The following is a 16,705-nucleotide window of genomic DNA, read 5'->3' as shown; positions in this document are numbered from 1 at the left end:
CTTCTTGACACTCAGAGGGTACGTCGAAGCTCCGCGCCTGCCGCCGCCGCAGTTGCCCGTGTGGGTCGGATCCCGGATTTGTGCGGCTGCCGTGGAACCGCACAAATTCCGCTATTCTGCGCTTATTCCTCGGTCTTGCGGAAGCCTGACCCCGCGACCGGGCCGCTGGGCAGCCTCGGCAGGGTCAGTGACCGGGGGATCGGTGAGCGCGGGGGCTGCACCGCCAGTAGATCTTCGTCACTTGTGCGCTGGGCCGGCACGGTGACCGGCTGCTCCGCGGCCGGCGGCGCGCCGGAGTCGTCGCGCAGGCGCCGGCGCAGTGAGAACACCACCAGGAAGCCGACCAGCGCGACCAGGCCGATGATCCCTCCCACGAACGGCAGGCTGGACAGCGGATCGCTGGTCAGCAGCCCGTTCGTGGGCCGCTGGCGCTTCCCGGTGTCGGTGGTGGCGACGACCGCCACGGCCGCCGGCGACGCCGGTGCCTCGGTCGGCAGCGGCGACTCCCCGGCGAGGGGCGGGCCGCTGATCTTGTAGTCGGCGCGGGTCTCGACCGCGTCCCGGCCGATCGGCGCGAGGTAGCCGTGCACCGCGCCGGTGAGCGGCACCTCGGCCCGCGCGGACGCGCTGATCGACAGCACGAAGCTTGCCGAGATGTCCTTACCCGCGGCGACGTCGCCCAGCTCACAGCGGTCCCGTTCGGGCGACAGCTTCTTCTTCACCTTGCAGGCGCTGGGGAACGTCACCACGTCGACACCTGGCGGGGTGACCACCTCGACCGCGCCGGCGGCCTTCGCCGAGCCGGTGTTGCGCAGCTTGACCTGCAGGGTCGCGTTCTCCGCGTGCGCCGTGGCCTGTGCCGGGAGGGTCAGCGGGTCGGCCATGAGCTCGATGCCGGGCACCGGCGGCTTGGTACTGAAGGTGATTGAGAAATTTCGCACTTTCTGCGGGAAGTTCTCCATCACCGCGGTCACGTTGCCGGATCCCGACAGCCGCCACGCGTCCAGCGCGACGTCGACGTTTACCACGACGTGGCCGATCTTGCCCGGACCGAGCGGGCAGCTGAAGCTCAGCGTGCCGTTGCTGCTCGTGCAGCCGTCGGTGCCGTAGGCGCCGGTCGCGCGGGTGCCGCTGGGGAACGTGTAGAAGCCGGTGATTGTCTCGGGGATGTCGCCGAGGTTCTGCACCGAGATGACCAGCTTGGACGAGCCGTCGCCCTGCCAGTACCCGTCGCCGAGCACGACGTCGCTGACCGTCACCGCGAACTTGCGGACCTTCGGCGGCGGCGGGGGCTCCTCGGTCGGCGGCGGCGGGGCCTGGGTCGTCGGGTCGGGGCTCGGCGGCGGCGCGTCGGTGGTGACCGGCGGGTCCGTCGGTGCCTCGGTCGACTGCTCAGGGTCCGGCTCCGCATACGCGGCGGGGGAGAGCGTGAACAGCAGCGAACAGACGGTGCTCAGCGCGATGAAGGCAGCACGAAGCCGAGCGCGGCGGCGCGCGGGTGCTTCCATTAGGGCGTCCTCGTATCTCGGCGGCGGTTCGCGTGCTCTTGGGGGTGCCTTCCTTGCCGTAGGGCAAGGAAGCTCATTATCTAGACAAGTTCGGGTTTTCGGCATCTCGGAGATCGTGGTTATGCGAGTACGGTGCGTGTTGTGAGTGGTTATCTGGGTGGTTATGCGACGCTCGGCATCCTGCTTCTGGTCGGCGCCGGTGTTTTCGTCGCCGCCTTTACGACTGCTCGGCTGCTAGGACCCCGCCGATCGGCTGACAGTGGTGCCACCGCCGCGAAGTTCGACACCTACGAATGTGGGCTCGACCCGGTCGGTGGCGACTGGGCGCAGGCCCAGATCCGCTACTACGTGTATGCATTCCTGTACGCACTGTTCGCGGTCGAGAGCGTGTTCCTCTTCCCGTGGGCGGTGATCTTCGACCGGCCCGGGTTCGGGACCGCCGCCGTCGTCGAGATGGCGATCTTCGTCGCGGTCCTCGCCCTCGGGATCCTGTACGCGTGGCGCAAGCGCATCCTCCGCTGGACCTGACGACCGCTGGACCTGACGACCGCCGGACCCGACGCCGCCGGACCTGACGACCGCCCGGCCTGACGGCCGCCGGACGCGGGCTCAGGCCAGGCCGCGCCGGGCGACGGCGGGCTGGCGGTCGCCGCGGATCGCTGCGACCGTGTCCAGGACCCGGCGGGTCGCCCGCACCTGGTGCGCCCGGAAGACCCGCGCGCCCAACCACGCCGACACGGCCGTCGCGGCGAGGGTGCCCTCGAGGCGCTCGCCGACCGGCAGGTCGAGGGTCTCGCCGATGAAGTCCTTGTTCGACAGCGCCACCAGCACCGGCCATCCGGTCGCCGTCATCTCGTCGAGCCGGTTGGTGATGGCGAGTGAGTGCCGGGTGTTCTTTCCGAAATCATGCGCCGGATCGATGAGGATGCCGTCCCGCCGGACCCCCAGCGACACCGCCCGTTCGGCAAGGGCCGTCACGGTGCGTACCACATCCTCGACCGGATCCCCGAAGGCCGCGCGGTGCGGCCGGGTCCGCGGGGTGAGCCCGCCCGCGTGGGAGCAGACCAGGCCGGCGCCCGTCTCCGCGGCGACCGCCGCGAGCTGCGGGTCGGCGCCCGCCCACGTGTCGTTGATCAGGTCGGCGCCGGCCGCGATGACCTCCCGGGCCACCTCGGCCCGCCACGTGTCGATGGAGATGACCACGTCAGGGAAGCGTTCCCGGACCTTGGCGACCGTCGGCAGGGTCCGGCGCAGCTCCTCCGCGGCGTCCACGGTGCTGCCCGGTCCGGCCTTCACCCCGCCGATGTCGATGATGTCCGCGCCCTCGTCGACCGCCGCCTCGACCGCCCGCAGCGCGGCGTCCTCCGCGAACGTCGCGCCCCGGTCGAAGAACGAGTCGGGGGTCCGGTTCACGATCGCCATCACCGCGTAGTCACCGTCGGTGAACTGCCGGCCGCCCAGCCGAAACATCATGGATCCTCCGTCTTTCCTTCAGATGGGTGTGCCGGGGTCGCCCGCGCCCAGTCAGCGTGCCACGATTCCCCCTATGGCTGAGTTCCTCCTGGTGTTGATCGCCGCCGTGGTCGTCGGGGCCATCGGGTTCGGCGTGTCCTTGTTGATCACCGGCGACGACCCGGGGATCGAAGGTCACGAGCCCGACGGGCGCGCTGTGCCGCTGCCCTCGTCCCGGCCGCTGGTCGAGGGTGACGTCGGGCACGTGCGCTTCGACACCACCCTCCGCGGATACCGCATGGCGCAGGTCGACGCGGCGCTGCGCCGCGCCGGCTACGACATCGGCTACAAGGAGGAGCTGATCCAGGTCCTCGAAGCCGAGGTCAGGGCGCTGCGCGACGGTCGCACCGAGGACGCCGACGCGCTGCGCGACGCCCGCGAGGCCGCGGTCACCGGCGCCGGCGGCACCAACGTCGTCCCGGTCGCGCCGGTCGAGGCGCCCGTGGTCGACCTCGACAAGCCCGCCGCTGCCACCGCCACCGACGCGGACGTCGCCGACGACGACAAGCCCGAGGACGGCGCGGCGAACAGCTGGGGGCTGCCCAGCGACGAGACGTGGGGCAGTCCTTCCCCGGTGGTGAAGTGACCGATCCGTCGTTCGACGACGCGGTCGCACAGCCCGGCACCGGCGAGGTGACCGCGACGGTGATCGTCCGGGCACCCGCCGAGCGGGTCTTCGCCGCGCTCATCGACTGGCCCCGGCAGAGCGACTGGATCCCGTTCACGAAGGTACGGGTGCTGTCCGGCGACGGCGGCGAGGGCAGTTCCATCGAGGCGGTCACCCGGGTCGGGCCCGCCTCGCTGCGCGATCTCATGCGCGTGGTGAAGGTCGACCCGCCCTACGAGGTCCGCGTCGTGCACCACGGCAAGGTGCTGCGCGGCCCCGGGGTGCTGCGCTGCACGCCACTGGGCGCGGGACGCACCCAGGTCGTGTGGCACGAGTGGTTCCACCTGCCGGCCGGGGTCGCCGGGAAGGCCGCCTGGCCGGTGCTCTGGCCCGGCTCCAAGGCCGGCCTCACCGGTGCCCTGCGCCGTTTCGCCCGGTTGGTCGAGGCGGGGAAACTGTCGTAGGGCTGCAGTAGATTCCGTGACGTGGTTGATGTGGTCATCGGTGACGACGGGCTGGCCCGGTGCGCGTGGGGCGGCTCCACGCCGGACTATGCGGTCTATCACGACACGGAGTGGGGCCGCCCCGTCCGTGACGACAACGGGCTCTATGAGCGGCTCACCCTCGAGGCGTTCCAGTCCGGCCTGTCGTGGATCACGATCCTGCGCAAGCGGCCCGCGTTCCGCGCCGCGTTCGCCGGCTTCGACATCGCCAAGGTCGCCGAGTTCGGCGAGGCCGACGTCGAGCGGCTGCTCGCCGACGCCGGCATCGTGCGCAACCGGGCGAAGATCGAGGCGGCGATCGCCAACGCCCGCGCCGCCACCGAGCTGCCCGACGGGATCGCCGCGCTGCTGTGGTCCTTCGCGCCGCAGCCGCGGGCGGCCCGCCCCGCCAGTTTCGCCGAGGTGCCGGCGGTCACCGAGGAGTCCAAGGCCCTGGCCAAGGCGTTGAAGCGGCACGGGTTCCGGTTCGTGGGCCCGACGACCGCCTATGCGCTCATGCAGGCCACCGGCATGGTGGACGACCACCTCGCCTCTTGTTTTGTGCAGCTCGACCGGCCATGATCCGGACTGACGATCACCCGGCGAGCGACGGGAGTGTGGACGGATGACCGCCGAGTTCGCCGCCGACTACGGGGGTCCACTCGACCTGGTCGACTATGACCAGGGCTGGCCGGCGAAGTTCGCCTACTACCGCGACGAGCTGGCCGACGCGCTCGGCCCGGTGGCGTTGCGCATCGAGCACATCGGCTCCACGGCCGTGCCCGGCCTCGCCGCGAAGAACGTCATCGACATCCTCGTCGTCGTCGCCGACGAGCACGACCGCGAGGGCTACCGGGCCGCCGTCGAGTCGACCGGGATGGCCCTGGCGCACCGCGACGCGGCCGCGTCCTGGTCGTTCTACCGGCCCGCCGCGCCGCCGCGCACCAGGCACGTCCACGTCACCTCCCGAGGCTCCTCCCACGAGCGGGTCCAGCTGCTCTTCGTCGACTTCCTGCGCAACCACGAGCTCGCCGCCGACGCATATGCGCAGGTGAAGCGGCGGCTCGCGGTCCGTTACGCGGACGACCGGGAGCGTTACACGCGGGCGAAGACCGAGTTCATCTTCGACATGCTCGACCGCGCCGAGCAGTGGGCCGACCAGACGGGCTGGACCGTCGAGCAGCGCTGAGCCGACCGGATGATCCAATGGGTCATGGCGACGTGGGCGGTGGTTGTTTCCGAGGAGCGGTATTCGCAGGAGCGTCTCTACGCCGCGCAGTTCGCGCCGGGCGGCGCGCTACCGGCCGGTGACGAGGCGCTGCTGGTCGCCGCGCTCGACCCGCCCGTCGTCTTCGGCGTCGCCCGCGCCGACGCCGAGGGCCGGCTGCGCTACACGGTCAACCTGGTCGACGCGCCGCTGCCGTTCGCAGCCACCCTCGAGCCGGGGGCGCACCCGATCGACGAGGCCGCCTTCACCGCGGTGACGGACGCCGCCACCCCGGCAGGGCCCGCGGCCGGCCCGGGCCCCGCAGGCCTCACCAGCGCCAGGGAGGCCGCGAGCAACGCCGCTGTCGCCGGCGTCCCAGGAAAGCGGACCTGGCTGGTCAGCGTGGACCTGCCGATCGAGGCGGCATCACCGGCCGAGGCGGTCCGCGAGTTCTGGACCTACGTGCGCGACCTCGGCCCGGCGGAGCTGCCGGCGTTCGTCTGGCCCGCCGGCGACGAGCTCGCGATGCAGGCGTTCGTGCTCGGCGCCGAGGCCAACCAGGATCCCGAAGAGGACTGAGTCACACCACGCCCTGCAGGGCCTTGTCGTAGCCGAGGATCTGCTGCGGGTCGGCGTCCAGGACGTCCTTGAGCAGCGTCGCGTAGACGGACCGGAAGTCGGTGGTGAACTTCAGGTCGCCGTTGTCCAGGTCCGACAGGCTCGGCTGCTCGCCGTACAGGCCGCCGACGACGGGGCTGCCGAGCAGGAACATGTTCGACGCCGTGCCGTGGTCGGTGCCGTCGGAGCCGTTCGCGGCCACCCGCCGGCCGAACTCGGAGTAGACGGCGACGACGACCTTGCGGCCCGCCTCGGTCTTCGCCATCCGCTCCGCGAACCCGGTCAGCGCCTCGTCGAGGCGTTTGAGCAGGCTCTCCTGCGAGCCGCGCTCCTCGGCGTGCAGGTCGAAGCCGCCCAGCGACACGGAGAAGACCCGGGTCGCGACGTTCGCCTCGACGCACCGGGCGACCAGATCGAGCTGCGCCTTCAAATCCGACCGGCCGCCGGTACCGGTGCCGCCGCCCTCGTCGTCGGCGTCGGCGGGATCGTCGTCGGCGCTGTGGATCAGGCTGTCGACGCTGACCAGGTCCGCGAACGCGCGGGCGGCCCTGGCCTGCAGCGGCGGCTCGCCGGCCGACGCCGCGCCGAACTGCTCCAGGGTCGCGGTCCGCACCCCGTTGGGCAGCGCGAGACCCGTCACCGGCACCGCCGCGCCCGCGCTCGTCGCACCGGCAAGCAGCGGCGGCAGCACCGGCTCGAAGGAGACCGCGTGCCGCGGGTCACCGCCGAACGTGTCCAGCCAGCGGCCCAGCCAGCCGGTGTTGCCGGGGCGGTCCGGCTGCGCGGTCTGCCAGATGTCCATCGACCGGAAATGGCTGTGGTCGGGCTTCGGGTACCCGACGCCGCGGACGATGGCGAGCTTCTTCGCGTCGTACATCCGCTTGAAGCCGGTCAGGGCCGGGTTCAGCCCGACGGTGTCGTCGAGCCGGATGACCTCCTCGGCGGTGTACGCGAGCTCGTTGCGCGCCTCCCGGTAGCCCTTCTCCGCGAACGGGATCACATTGGCGAGGCCGTCGTTGCCGCCGTACAGGGTCACCAGGACGAGCGTCTTCGCGTCGCCGGGCCGGTCGTCCCAGGTGGTGGTGTCCAAGACGTCACGCAGCGTCCACGCGCCGCCGGCGGCCAGGGCGGCGCCGCCGACGACGCCGCTGGTGATCAGGAACTTGCGCCGGGTCACGGTGTCCATGTCCGCCTCCTACTGGATCGCGTATTCGGGGCTCGCCAGACCCAGGGCCAGGAGCTTGCGGGGGTCCGCGGCGGCCGGGGTGAGCGCGGCGCGGGTCCGGTCGGTGAACGCGTCGACGACGAGCAGCCGGGCGAGGGCGTCGACCCGCTGTGCCTGCGGTGCCGCGCCGAGACGGTCCAGGAACGGCTGCGGGGCCTTGCCGGCCAGCAGCTGCGCGAGCTTCAGCCGGGCCTGGGTCGCCGACGTGGTGAGCCAGGCGGCGCCGGCCGGCCAGCCGCCGACGCTCGGCGGTCGCAGCGGCACCTGACCGAGCTGGTTGAGCCCGCTCTGCAGCTGCTTGCGCTGGTTGTCCGGCAGGTCACCGGGGCGCAGCCCCAGCTGCCGCAGCGCGCCGACGAGCCACTCCACCGGCTGCTTCACCAGCTCCGCGTGGCCGTCGGCGAGCAACAGCACCCGCAGCATCGCCGACGTGGTCGGCTGCCGTTTCGCCTCGTCGAGGGTGGGCTGAGGGATCGGGGCGTCGCTGCAGTACCGCAGCCACAACCGACGCGCGATGAACTCCGGGGACGCCGGCTGCTCGAGCAGCAGCGCCGCGAACCCGTCGGCGTCGAGGTCGGCGGTGCGGCCGAGGATCGTCTTCGGTTTCGTGTCGTGCCGCTTCGGGTTGAGGCTGGCCGTGCCGGTCTTCGTGTCGACGACCCAGCCGGTCAGCGCCCTGGCGCCCTCCCGGACGTCCTGCTCCGTGTAGTGCCCGACGCCGAGGGTGAACAGCTCCATCAGCTCGCGGGCGAGGTTCTCGTTGGGTGCCTTGACGGTGTTCTTCTGCCCGTCCAGCCAGATGATCAGCGCCGGGTCGCGCAGCATGGCGCGCACCATCGTGCCGAAGTCGCCGAGCGCGGTGCGGGCCAGGGTCTGCTGGTGGCCGAGCATCAGCGGACCGGACTTCACCTTGTCCGCCGAGGTCGCCCAGTGCCCGTGCCAGAAGAACGTCAGCTTCTCCGGCAGCTGGTGCTCGGCCTGGACCATCCGGTCCAGCCACCAGGAGCCCACGGCGCGGATCTGCTCGGCCCGTTCGGTTTTGGCATTCAGCACCGGTGGCAGTTTCGGCACGGGGGTACGGGCGGCGCCTCCGTCGGCGGTCGGCGGGTTTAGGAGGGCGTCGAGGGTCGCGGTGGCGCCTGCCCGCTCCGCCGCGTCGACCTCCTCGGCGGTCGGTCCGAAGGTCGCGCGGCGCAGCAGGTGTGCGAGTGCTTTCCGGTCGGCCATGCCGTCACAGTAGGACCCGCGTGTTCGAGGCAGGTAAAGCCGCGGTCAGGCCCCGTTGAAGACCGGTTTCTGCTTCTGCACGAAGGCGGCCGTCGATGCCTGATGGTCCGTGGTCCGGCCGCAGACGGCCTGCGCGTCGGCCTCCAGCTCCAGGGTCTCGCTCAGCCCGGCCGATCCGCCGGTCGCGAGCTGGCGCTTGATCTGCCCGTACGCCACGGTCGGACCGGCGGCCAGCCGCTCGGCGAGGGCCAGCGCGGCCGGCAGCACCTGCTCGTCCTCCTCGACCAGCCTGGACAGCATGCCCAGCCGGTCGGCGGTGGCCGCGTCCACGGGCTCGGCGAGCATCAGCAGCTCCGTCGCCTTCGCGTGGCCGATCAGCCGCGGCAGCGTCCACGACACGCCGGTGTCACCGGCCAGCCCCACGTTGGCGAACGCCATCAGGAACTTCGTCCCCGGCCCGCCGACCCGGAAGTCCGCCAGCAGCGCCAGGGACGCGCCGGCGCCGGCCGCCATGCCCCGCACCGCGGCGATCACCGGCTTCGGCATGCCGACGATCAGCTCCGCGACCGGGTTGTAGTGCTCCCGGACCGTCGACAGCGGCGCCGGGTCGCTCGCCTCCAGCAACGTGACGTGCTCGCGGAGGTCCTGCCCGACGCAGAACGCCCGGCCGGCACCCGCGAGGACGACCGCCCGCACGCCCGGGTCGCCGGCGAGTTCCGTGAGCGTGTCGCGAAGGGCGACCTTGGTCGCCGTGTCCAGCGCGTTGAGGGCCTCGGGACGGTTCAGGGTCACGACGGCGACCGCGCCATTGCGCTCGACCTGCAGACTCATGCGGTTCCCTTTCTCCGGTGGTGCTGCCTAGCTGTGCAGACACTGGTCAACGTAACGGTCGGCGGCGGGCCGCAGCCGACCGGCGTGCCGGTCGAAGAACGCCGCCGCCGCGGTGCCCGGCCAGCGCTGCGGCAGCAGTTCCTGCGGCAGTTGCGGGTCCCGGAACAGGAACGCCCGCCAGGCGTGCACGAGCGTGAACCTGGCCGCGTACGCCCGCTCGTCGTCGGTGCCCGGGCCGATGCCCGACACCACCGGCGTGAGCCTCGCGACGAACTGCTCGTATGCGGCGCCGATCTCGTCCAGGTCCCAGGCCCGCGACACGAGCGACCCGCCGCCAGCGACGTGACTGGCGCTGAACCGGTCGAACCGGACCCCCGCCTCGGCGAGCAGGGCGTCGACGCCCTCGCCGGGGCGCGGCGCGATCCAGGTGGAGGGGTCGATCGCCCCGTACCCGAGAAATCCGAGGTTGGCGACGAGTCTCGCCCGCGCGCCTCGGTGCTGCGGCGGGTCCAACGTGATGAGATCGAACCGTCCGTCCCAGGCGGCCTCGGCGGTGCTGCCCTTCGGCGTGCGGTAGATGCGGGCACCTGCCGCGTCGAGCCGCCGTGCCGCCTTCGGGGTGATGCCGTAGCCCGGGCCGGTCGGCAACCGTAAAGGGTGCAGCCAGCCTTGCCGCACCATCCGCGACACCGCGGTCCGGACGGCGGGCGCGGCGATGCCGAGGGGCGCGAGCAGGCGCACGAGGGCCGCTACGGCGGCCCGTCCACCGCGGGGACGGAGATGGTCGCCATAGAGATCAAAGAGGGCGGACCGGGCCTGCATGGCCGCTTATTGTGACAGTTGACCGGCATCCACCGCCAGGAGTTGTCACATGGTTCGCGTCCCAGTTTGGGTCTTGGGGCCATCATCAGGGAAAATCATCTGTTGGCGCGTTCATCACGAGTCGGAAGGCCGGGAGGCAGGTCCCGGTCGACGCTGGTGAGAGGCCGCGCGGGCATGCGGGGACGGCTGTGCCACCTGGTGTCTGGGACATCAGGGAGCGAAGGGAGACAACATGGCGGCCATGAAGCCGCGGACAGGCGACGGTCCGCTGGAGGTCACCAAGGAGGGCCGGGGCATCGTCATGCGGGTCCCGCTGGAAGGTGGTGGGCGGCTCGTCGTCGAGATGACCAAGGATGAGGCCAACGAGCTCAGCGAGGCGCTGAAGACCGCCACTGGCTGAGGCTTTTCGTTCATCCGGCACGACCCCGCGCAACTGAGTGGCCCCGAGGCGGTCGCTCCCCGAGGTGTGCGCGGAAACTTCTAGTGGAGGCATGCTCTTGCTGGACATACGGTTCGCCACGGCCCGCAACGCCTCCGGCGCGGTCGCCGTCGTCGTGCCGGCCAGCGTGGACACCACATCTGACGACCCATCGTCGGCGGAGCTCACGGCGGCACGGATCGCCACCGTGCAGCTGTCGCTGGCGCGACTGAAGCTCGGCCCGGCCGACCTGGACGACGTCACGGCGTTCCTCGCCGACGTCGAGCACTCCGGGTCGGCCGGCACCATGCACAAGCTGCCGCGGGCCGGGCACCGGCCCGACCGCCTGCTCTTCGTCGGCGTCGGCGCCGGTGACGAGGCCGGCTGGCGCGCCGCGGGCGCCAAGCTGGCGAAGTCCGCCAGCGCCGAGCCCACCCTCATGGTCCTGCTGCCCGACGACGTCACCCCGGCGGCGGTGCGCGGGCTCGGGGAGGGGCTGTGGCTCGCCTCCTACCGGTTCCGCCTCGGCGCCGACGACCCGCCGGCGCTGCGCCGCATCGTCCTCGTGCCGCCCCCCGGCGCCGTCGCCGCGTCCGCTGTCTCCTCCGCCGACCTCGCGGCCGGGCTGGCCCTGGCGAAGGTCGTCGCGGAGTCGACGGTCCTCGCCAGGGACCTCACCAACATGCCCAGCGACGAGAAGACCCCCGCCTGGTTCGCGAAGCGGGTCGAGAAGGCCGCCGCCGGGATACCGGGGGTCTCGACGACCGTCCGCGACCCGAAGGCCCTCGCCGAGCAGGGGTTCAACGCGATCCTCGCCGTCGGTGGCGGCTCCACCCGCGGTCCCCGCCTCGTCGAGCTGTCCTGGCGTCCCCGCGGCGCACGGCGGCACGTCGTGCTCGTCGGCAAGGGCATCACCTTCGACACCGGCGGCATCTGCGTCAAGCCGCTGTCGGGCATGAAACTCATGCGCAAGGACATGGCCGGCGCCGCCGCCGTCATCGGCGCGACCCTCGCCGCGGCCGCGCTGCGCCTGCCGCTGCGCGTCACCGCCCTCGCGCCGCTCGCGGAGAACGCGCTCGGCGCCGACTCGTTCCGCCCCGGCGACGTGGTCCGCCACTACGGCGGCACCACCAGCGAGATCTACAACACCGACGCCGAAGGCCGCCTGGTCCTCGGCGACGCGATGGCCTACGCCGTCCGGCGGCTGCGCCCCGACGCGATCATCGACCTGGCGACCCTCACCGGCGCGCAGGGCGTCGCCCTCGGCAAGCGGACCGCGGCGCTCTACAGCCACAGCGACACCCTCGCCACGCAACTCGCCGAGGCCGCCGCGGACGCCGGCGAGTCGATGTGGCGTATGCCACTGCACGACGACTACTTCGAGGCCCTCGACAGCGACATTGCCGACCTCGTCAACTCCACCGACATCGGCGCCGGCTCGCTGATGGCGGCGCTCTACCTGCGCGAGTTCACCGGCGGCCTGCGCGAGCAGTGGGCGCACCTGGACATGTCCTCGTCCGCGTGGGCGGACTCCGCCGACGGCGAGCTGACCAAGGGCGCCACCGGCTGGGGTGTCCGGACCCTGCTGCGCTGGCTCGAGGCCACCGCCTGACGCTGTTTTTCTTGACGGCTTTGGCGGCCTTTGCTCAGCGACCTGCGGGTTTGAGGCCGAGCGGCCGGCCGGCGAGGCTCTCCCGCCGCACCGCGAGCCGGTCCGCGATGGCGATCAGCGCGGCCGCGGCGGGCGTCGCGGCGTCGGACAGCACCAGCGGCATGCCGGCGTCGCCACCTTCGCGCAGGCGGGTGTCCAGGGGGATCTGGCCCAGCAGCGGCACCGGCGCGCCGACGAGACGGCTCAGCGACTCCGCGACCTGCGCGCCGCCGCCGCTGCCGAAGACCTCCATGCGCTGCCCGTCGGGCAGCTCCAGCCACGACATGTTCTCCACGACGCCGACGATGCGCTGGTGCGTCTGCAGCGCGATCGAGCCGGCCCGCTCGGCGACCTCCGCGGCGGCGGCCTGCGGCGTCGTCACCACCAGGATCTCCGCCGACGGCAGCAGCTGCGCCAGGGAGATCGCCACGTCACCGGTGCCGGGCGGCAGGTCCAGCAGGAGCACGTCCAGGTCGCCCCAGTAGACGTCGGCGAGGAACTGCTGCAACGCGCGGTGCAGCATCGGCCCGCGCCACACCACGGCCGTGTTGCCAGGGGTGAACATCCCGATCGAGATGACCTTCACACCGTGCGCCGACGGCGGCATGATCATCGACTCGACCTGGGTGGGCCGGCCGTCCGCGCCGAGCATGCGGGGCACCGAGTGACCGTAGATGTCCGCGTCGACGACACCGACCTTGAGGTTCTTCGCCGCGAGCGCCGCCGCCAGGTTCACCGTCACGCTGGACTTGCCGACGCCGCCCTTGCCGCTGGCCACCGCATAGACCCTGGTCCGCGAGCCCGGCTGGGCGAACGGGATGACCGGCTCCTGCACGTCGCCACGCAGGCTGGTCTGCAGGTCCTTGCGCTGCTCGGCGGTCATCACCCCGAAGTCGACCTCGACCCCGGTGACCCCGTCGACCGCGCCGACCGCGTTGGTGATGTCGTTACGCAGCTTGTCCTTCAGCGGGCAGCCGGCGACCGTGAGCAACAGGCCGATCACGGCGACACCGTCGGGGCGCAGGACGACCTCGCGGACCATGCCGAGCTCTGTGATCGGGCGACGGATCTCGGGGTCGTCGACGGTCGACAGGGCGGCGGCGATCGCGGCTTCGACGGTGGTGGCCGGGGCTGACATGCCGCCATCGTACGTCGACATCACGGCCTGTTCAGACTGCCTGCCGCCGGCGGTAACACATCACACGAACGGCGACGGCCTTGTCCCGCGTCCGCGGTGATGGGACGATCGTTTGCAACGCCGCGCGCCTCGCCCCTTGAGGCACGCGGCGTTTTTTCCGCCCGAAAATTGTCGTACCCCTGTTCGAAAATCGGGGCATGACTGAACTCGGCACCACCACCGGCACCGTCCTGCGGGCGACCGCACCGTTCGACCTCGCCTGCTCGCTGCGCGCCATGGAGACCTTCGCCCCCTGCAGCGGCGACCAGCTCGTCGTCGACGGCCGGGTCCGCCGCGCGTTCCTGCACCCCACCGACCCGGCCCGCGCCGTCGTCACCGAAGTCGTCGGCCGTGACGACGGCGTCGCGGTCACCATCTTCAGCGACGGCGCACTCACCCCGGCGGAGACCGCGGCAGTGGGCGACCAGGTCAGCGACTGGCTCAGCCTCCGCGACGACCGGGACACGTTCCTGCAGCTGGCCCGGGCCGACCCGGCGATGGCGCCCATCCTTGCCGTCGCCGAAGGCCTCCATCAGGTCCGCTTCGCCTCCCTCGCCGAGGGCGCCGTCTTCTACATACTCGTGCACCGCTCCGCGTACTGGTTCGCCAAGGCGTACAAGCGCAGGCTCCTCACCGACCACGGCCCACAGGGCGTGGTCGACGGGGTCGCCTATGCCGCGTTCCCGCCGATGTCCACGCTGACCGCGCTCGGCGTGGCAGGGCTCAAGCAGTATGCGAGCAACGCCTTGAGCGCCAGGCGCCTGCACACGGTCCTGACGGGCCTCAGCGCCCTCGATGAGCACTGGCTGCGCACCGGCCCCGCCGACGAGGTGTATGCGGCGCTGCTGGCCCTGCCCGGCATCGGGCCGTTCACCGCCCACGCGCTGCTCCTGCGGGTCCTCGGCCGGCCCGACCGGGCACCGCTGGAGATGCGGCAGCACCGCACCGCGGCGGCCTCGATCTATGGCGAGCCGTGTCCGTCGCCGGCCGAGCTGCGCGACTGGTATGGGGCGACGATCGGGTGGTGGGCGTATACGGCGCGGACCGCGTTGGACTGGATCGAGCGCGACCGGCGGGCGGCTTCCCGGGCCTCGCGGTCTTCCCGGGCCTCACGGGCCTCGCGGGCAGCGGTGCGCGTGGGGTGACGTGCTCTGGTCCGCTCCCGCGCTGGGCCTTGGTCTGCTGGCGCGGGGGCGGGCCGGCCACGCGCTACCTGTCGCTTGGCCGCCAGGCTGTGCGGAACCACGAAGGCCGTAGCCGTGCTGGCGCTTCTCGGCCGTAGCCGTGCTGGCGCTTCTCAGCCGCCGCTGTGCTGGCGTTTCCAGCAGCCGTGCTGGCGCTTCCAATACGGGCAAGAGGACCACGCACGCGGACCGGAGCGCCGGAGCGAGGGGGCACGCACGCGGACCGGAGGCTGGAGCAAGGGGGCACGCACGCGGACCGGAGCAAAGGGGGGACCAGTGCGTCGGTGAAGCGGCGCAGGACCTACGTGACGTCGTCCCAGGAAGGCTGCGCCGCCGGGGCCGGCTTGGCCAGCGGAACCGGCGCCGAACCTGCCGCCGATGCCGCCGCCGGGGTCGAGGCCGAGATGCCGTTGGCGGCTGCCTCGGCGTCGCGCTTCACGCTGTCGGCGACACCACGGACGTCGCCGATGATCTCCTGCAGCGGCCGGCGCAGCGCGGCCTCGTCGGCCTCGCTCAGCAGGTGCTTGCGGAGGAATGCCTTCGGGTGGAGGTCTTCGAGCTGGATGTCGGTGCCGAGCTCACGGCTCAGGTCGCCGGTGGCGTTGCGGGCCATCTGGCGCACGCTGCGGAGCATGCGCAGGCCGTCGCTGATCGCCTTCGGCAGCCGGTCGGGGCCGAAGATGAACAGCCCGACCAGGATGATGACCAAGAACTCCCAGCCACCGAGGTTTTCCAAGCCCATTGCCGGCCCTCCCTGCTCTCGCCCGCCAGCCTACGCACCCGCGGGCCCGATACGGGAGGGCCCACCGGTCACTTCGCGTCGGCGACCAAGGTCACCGAGGTCTTCTCCTTGGTGGTGCCGCGCAGGTACTGGATCTCGACGACGGCACCAGGAGCGTACTTGCGGATCAGGGCGGTCAGGTCCCAGAACTCCTCAACGGGCTTGCCGTTGACGGCCAGGATGACGTCGCCCGCGTGGAGGCCGGCGCCGGCGGCGGGGCCGTTGGCTTCGACGGACGCGAGGCGGGCTCCACCGGCCGGGTTGCGGTAACTCGGGTCCGGTGAGACGCCCATCACAGTGCGGCGGGCCTTGCCGGTGTTGATGACGTCCTGGGCGACGCGCCGTGCGTGGTTGATCGGGATGGCGAAGGCGAGCCCGACGTTGCCGGCGGTCGCCTGGTCCTCCGACAGCGTGCCGATGACGGAGTTGATGCCGACGACGCGGCCGGCCCCGTCGAAGAGGGGACCACCGGAGTTGCCCTGGTTGACGGCGGCGTCGGTCTGGATCGCCGCGTAGTAGCGGGCGGTGCCGCCCTCGCTGGTGCGGATGGGGCGGTCGAGGTAGCTGACCACGCCGAACGTGACGGTGCTGGTCAGGCCGAGCGGCGCACCGACCGCGACGACCGGGTCACCAACCTGCAGCTGGTCGGAGTCGCCGAACTCGACGGGCTGCAGCTGCCCTTCGGGCAGGCCCGTGGTGTCGATCTTCAGCACGGCGATGTCGGACTCGTCGTCGCCGCCGACCACCGTCGCCGGGGCGACCGAGGCGTCGCTGAAACGGACCGTGGCCGCGCCGGAGCCACCCTGCACGACGTGGTTGTTGGTGATGACGTACCCGTCGGCGGAGACCACGAAGCCGGAGCCGAGCGACGTGCCGGAGCCGACCCGGATGCTGATCGTGACGACGCTCGGCAGGACCTTCTTCGCCAGGGCCGCGACGGTGTCCGGTGCGCGGCCGTTCAGCGGCGGGTCGCTGCCGAGCGGGGAGTTGCCGAGGATGTTGTTGCCGCCGCCGGCGAAGACGTAGCCGAGGGTGCCGCCGAGCGCGCCGGCGAGCAGCGCCGTGACGATCGACACGATCAGCACCAGGCCGATGCCGACCCGTGGACCCGGCCCGGGCGGCGGGGGTTTCTCCAGCTCGGGCGGCTCCTCGACGGGGGTCTTGACCACGACGACCTGCGCGTCGGGGTCGCGCCACGGGTCTGCGAGGGCGTCGGACCACCAGCTGCTCGGGGCGGGCTGCGGTCGCGGCTGCGCGGGCGGCATCGGCCAGCCAGCGGGGCTGGTCGATGCGCCGTGGCCAGGCTGACGCCAGGCCGAACCGTCTGTCACGATCGGCTCCTCCGTCCGTTTCGCATCCAGCATTACACGGGCCGGCATCCCACACGTGAGGGCGAGGTCTCCTAGGCTTGCGGGGATTGACGTCTCCTGGAGGTGCGACATCCCCCCGTCCGTA

Annotated in this window: 18 protein-coding genes; 9 read left to right on the top strand and 9 right to left on the bottom strand. The window is 72.0% G+C overall.

Annotated elements, in window-relative coordinates; translation table 11 throughout:
* Positions 1 to 122 precede the first annotated feature (122 nt).
* Positions 123 to 1,508 (bottom strand): hypothetical protein, encoded by a 1,386-nt coding sequence (locus tag AB0K00_RS31745; RefSeq protein WP_363527747.1) that lies wholly within the window; start codon positions 1,506 to 1,508, stop codon positions 123 to 125.
* A 141-nt stretch (positions 1,509 to 1,649) separates the two neighbouring features.
* Between AB0K00_RS31745 and ndhC the strand changes: the two genes are divergently transcribed.
* Positions 1,650 to 2,036 carry an NADH-quinone oxidoreductase subunit A gene (gene ndhC, locus AB0K00_RS31740; RefSeq protein ID WP_363527744.1) on the top strand — a complete coding sequence of 129 codons (387 nt, stop codon included), beginning with the start codon at positions 1,650 to 1,652 and terminating at the stop codon, positions 2,034 to 2,036.
* A gap of 81 nt (positions 2,037 to 2,117) precedes the next feature.
* Here the strand turns inward: ndhC and folP are convergent, their stop codons facing one another.
* Positions 2,118 to 2,981, bottom strand: coding sequence for a dihydropteroate synthase (gene folP / locus AB0K00_RS31735; protein ID WP_363527741.1), 864 nt, complete (start codon positions 2,979 to 2,981; stop codon positions 2,118 to 2,120).
* Between the two features lie 73 nt (positions 2,982 to 3,054).
* On the opposite strand from folP, the gene AB0K00_RS31730 reads away from it, so the two are divergent.
* The 5 genes from AB0K00_RS31730 to AB0K00_RS31710 are packed head-to-tail and all read left to right on the top strand — an operon-like array spanning position 3,055 to position 5,895.
* Complete coding sequence (locus AB0K00_RS31730) at positions 3,055 to 3,606, top strand: DivIVA domain-containing protein (protein ID WP_363527738.1); 552 nt, start codon at positions 3,055 to 3,057, stop codon at positions 3,604 to 3,606.
* On the top strand, positions 3,603 to 4,091 hold the full coding sequence (locus AB0K00_RS31725; RefSeq protein ID WP_363527735.1) for an SRPBCC family protein: 489 nt from the start codon (positions 3,603 to 3,605) through the stop codon (positions 4,089 to 4,091). The genes AB0K00_RS31730 and AB0K00_RS31725 overlap by 4 nt, the downstream gene beginning before the upstream one ends.
* 21 nt (positions 4,092 to 4,112) lie before the next feature.
* Positions 4,113 to 4,691: a DNA-3-methyladenine glycosylase I gene (locus AB0K00_RS31720; RefSeq protein ID WP_363527732.1), complete on the top strand. Its 579-nt coding sequence runs from the start codon at positions 4,113 to 4,115 to the stop codon at positions 4,689 to 4,691.
* A gap of 43 nt (positions 4,692 to 4,734) precedes the next feature.
* Positions 4,735 to 5,298: a GrpB family protein gene (locus AB0K00_RS31715; protein WP_363527729.1), complete on the top strand. Its 564-nt coding sequence runs from the start codon at positions 4,735 to 4,737 to the stop codon at positions 5,296 to 5,298.
* 24 nt (positions 5,299 to 5,322) lie between these two features.
* Positions 5,323 to 5,895, top strand: coding sequence for a hypothetical protein (locus tag AB0K00_RS31710; protein ID WP_363527726.1), 573 nt, complete (start codon positions 5,323 to 5,325; stop codon positions 5,893 to 5,895).
* A gap of 1 nt (position 5,896) precedes the next feature.
* Here the strand turns inward: AB0K00_RS31710 and AB0K00_RS31705 are convergent, their stop codons facing one another.
* The 4 genes from AB0K00_RS31705 to AB0K00_RS31690 are packed head-to-tail and all read right to left on the bottom strand — an operon-like array spanning position 5,897 to position 10,039.
* A complete protein-coding gene (locus tag AB0K00_RS31705) occupies positions 5,897 to 7,120 on the bottom strand; it encodes a DUF1501 domain-containing protein (RefSeq protein ID WP_363527723.1) in 1,224 nt (407 codons plus the stop codon).
* A 9-nt stretch (positions 7,121 to 7,129) separates the two neighbouring features.
* Positions 7,130 to 8,386: a DUF1800 domain-containing protein gene (locus tag AB0K00_RS31700; protein ID WP_363527720.1), complete on the bottom strand. Its 1,257-nt coding sequence runs from the start codon at positions 8,384 to 8,386 to the stop codon at positions 7,130 to 7,132.
* Between the two features lie 45 nt (positions 8,387 to 8,431).
* On the bottom strand, positions 8,432 to 9,217 hold the full coding sequence (locus AB0K00_RS31695) for an enoyl-CoA hydratase-related protein (RefSeq protein WP_363527717.1): 786 nt from the start codon (positions 9,215 to 9,217) through the stop codon (positions 8,432 to 8,434).
* Between the two features lie 27 nt (positions 9,218 to 9,244).
* A complete protein-coding gene (locus tag AB0K00_RS31690) occupies positions 9,245 to 10,039 on the bottom strand; it encodes a PaaX family transcriptional regulator C-terminal domain-containing protein (protein WP_363527714.1) in 795 nt (264 codons plus the stop codon).
* Between the two features lie 232 nt (positions 10,040 to 10,271).
* Here AB0K00_RS31690 and AB0K00_RS31685 point away from each other — a divergent pair, with 232 nt between their 5' ends.
* Together AB0K00_RS31685 and AB0K00_RS31680 are read left to right on the top strand one after the other, a co-directional pair.
* Positions 10,272 to 10,439: a DUF3117 domain-containing protein gene (locus AB0K00_RS31685; RefSeq protein ID WP_081971220.1), complete on the top strand. Its 168-nt coding sequence runs from the start codon at positions 10,272 to 10,274 to the stop codon at positions 10,437 to 10,439.
* Positions 10,440 to 10,530: 91 nt separating this feature from the next.
* Complete coding sequence (locus tag AB0K00_RS31680) at positions 10,531 to 12,069, top strand: leucyl aminopeptidase family protein (RefSeq protein ID WP_363527711.1); 1,539 nt, start codon at positions 10,531 to 10,533, stop codon at positions 12,067 to 12,069.
* Positions 12,070 to 12,103: 34 nt separating this feature from the next.
* Here the strand turns inward: AB0K00_RS31680 and AB0K00_RS31675 are convergent, their stop codons facing one another.
* Entirely contained in the window at positions 12,104 to 13,246 is a 1,143-nt protein-coding gene (locus tag AB0K00_RS31675) for a P-loop NTPase (RefSeq protein ID WP_363527708.1), read from the bottom strand.
* A gap of 197 nt (positions 13,247 to 13,443) precedes the next feature.
* Between AB0K00_RS31675 and AB0K00_RS31670 the strand changes: the two genes are divergently transcribed.
* Positions 13,444 to 14,430 (top strand): hypothetical protein, encoded by a 987-nt coding sequence (locus AB0K00_RS31670; RefSeq protein ID WP_363527705.1) that lies wholly within the window; start codon positions 13,444 to 13,446, stop codon positions 14,428 to 14,430.
* 340 nt (positions 14,431 to 14,770) lie between these two features.
* Here AB0K00_RS31670 and AB0K00_RS31665 read toward each other — a convergent pair whose 3' ends face one another.
* Both AB0K00_RS31665 and AB0K00_RS31660 read right to left on the bottom strand, forming a co-directional pair.
* A complete protein-coding gene (locus AB0K00_RS31665; protein ID WP_363527702.1) occupies positions 14,771 to 15,211 on the bottom strand; it encodes a twin-arginine translocase TatA/TatE family subunit in 441 nt (146 codons plus the stop codon).
* Positions 15,212 to 15,279: 68 nt separating this feature from the next.
* On the bottom strand, positions 15,280 to 16,581 hold the full coding sequence (locus AB0K00_RS31660; protein WP_363527699.1) for a trypsin-like peptidase domain-containing protein: 1,302 nt from the start codon (positions 16,579 to 16,581) through the stop codon (positions 15,280 to 15,282).
* Positions 16,582 to 16,705 lie beyond the last annotated feature (124 nt).

Source organism: Dactylosporangium sp. NPDC049525, assembly GCF_040676755.1.
GTDB lineage: Bacteria > Actinomycetota > Actinomycetes > Mycobacteriales > Micromonosporaceae > Dactylosporangium.
This window is presented reverse-complemented; position numbering and strand designations above follow the sequence as displayed.

Excerpts from the sequence above, each read along its gene's own strand:
- AB0K00_RS31745 (WP_363527747.1), bottom strand. The coding sequence starts at position 1,508 with ATGGAAGCACCCGCGCGCCGCCGCGCTCGGCTTCGTGCTGCCTTCATC.
- folP (WP_363527741.1), bottom strand. The coding sequence starts at position 2,981 with ATGATGTTTCGGCTGGGCGGCCGGCAGTTCACCGACGGTGACTACGCG.
- AB0K00_RS31730 (WP_363527738.1), top strand. The coding sequence starts at position 3,055 with ATGGCTGAGTTCCTCCTGGTGTTGATCGCCGCCGTGGTCGTCGGGGCC.
- AB0K00_RS31715 (WP_363527729.1), top strand. The coding sequence starts at position 4,735 with ATGACCGCCGAGTTCGCCGCCGACTACGGGGGTCCACTCGACCTGGTC.
- AB0K00_RS31710 (WP_363527726.1), top strand. The coding sequence starts at position 5,323 with ATGGCGACGTGGGCGGTGGTTGTTTCCGAGGAGCGGTATTCGCAGGAG.
- AB0K00_RS31705 (WP_363527723.1), bottom strand. The coding sequence starts at position 7,120 with ATGGACACCGTGACCCGGCGCAAGTTCCTGATCACCAGCGGCGTCGTC.
- AB0K00_RS31700 (WP_363527720.1), bottom strand. The coding sequence starts at position 8,386 with ATGGCCGACCGGAAAGCACTCGCACACCTGCTGCGCCGCGCGACCTTC.
- AB0K00_RS31695 (WP_363527717.1), bottom strand. The coding sequence starts at position 9,217 with ATGAGTCTGCAGGTCGAGCGCAATGGCGCGGTCGCCGTCGTGACCCTG.
- AB0K00_RS31690 (WP_363527714.1), bottom strand. The coding sequence starts at position 10,039 with ATGCAGGCCCGGTCCGCCCTCTTTGATCTCTATGGCGACCATCTCCGT.
- AB0K00_RS31685 (WP_081971220.1), top strand. The coding sequence starts at position 10,272 with ATGGCGGCCATGAAGCCGCGGACAGGCGACGGTCCGCTGGAGGTCACC.
- AB0K00_RS31680 (WP_363527711.1), top strand. The coding sequence starts at position 10,531 with ATGCTCTTGCTGGACATACGGTTCGCCACGGCCCGCAACGCCTCCGGC.
- AB0K00_RS31675 (WP_363527708.1), bottom strand. The coding sequence starts at position 13,246 with ATGTCAGCCCCGGCCACCACCGTCGAAGCCGCGATCGCCGCCGCCCTG.
- AB0K00_RS31670 (WP_363527705.1), top strand. The coding sequence starts at position 13,444 with ATGACTGAACTCGGCACCACCACCGGCACCGTCCTGCGGGCGACCGCA.
- AB0K00_RS31665 (WP_363527702.1), bottom strand. The coding sequence starts at position 15,211 with ATGGGCTTGGAAAACCTCGGTGGCTGGGAGTTCTTGGTCATCATCCTG.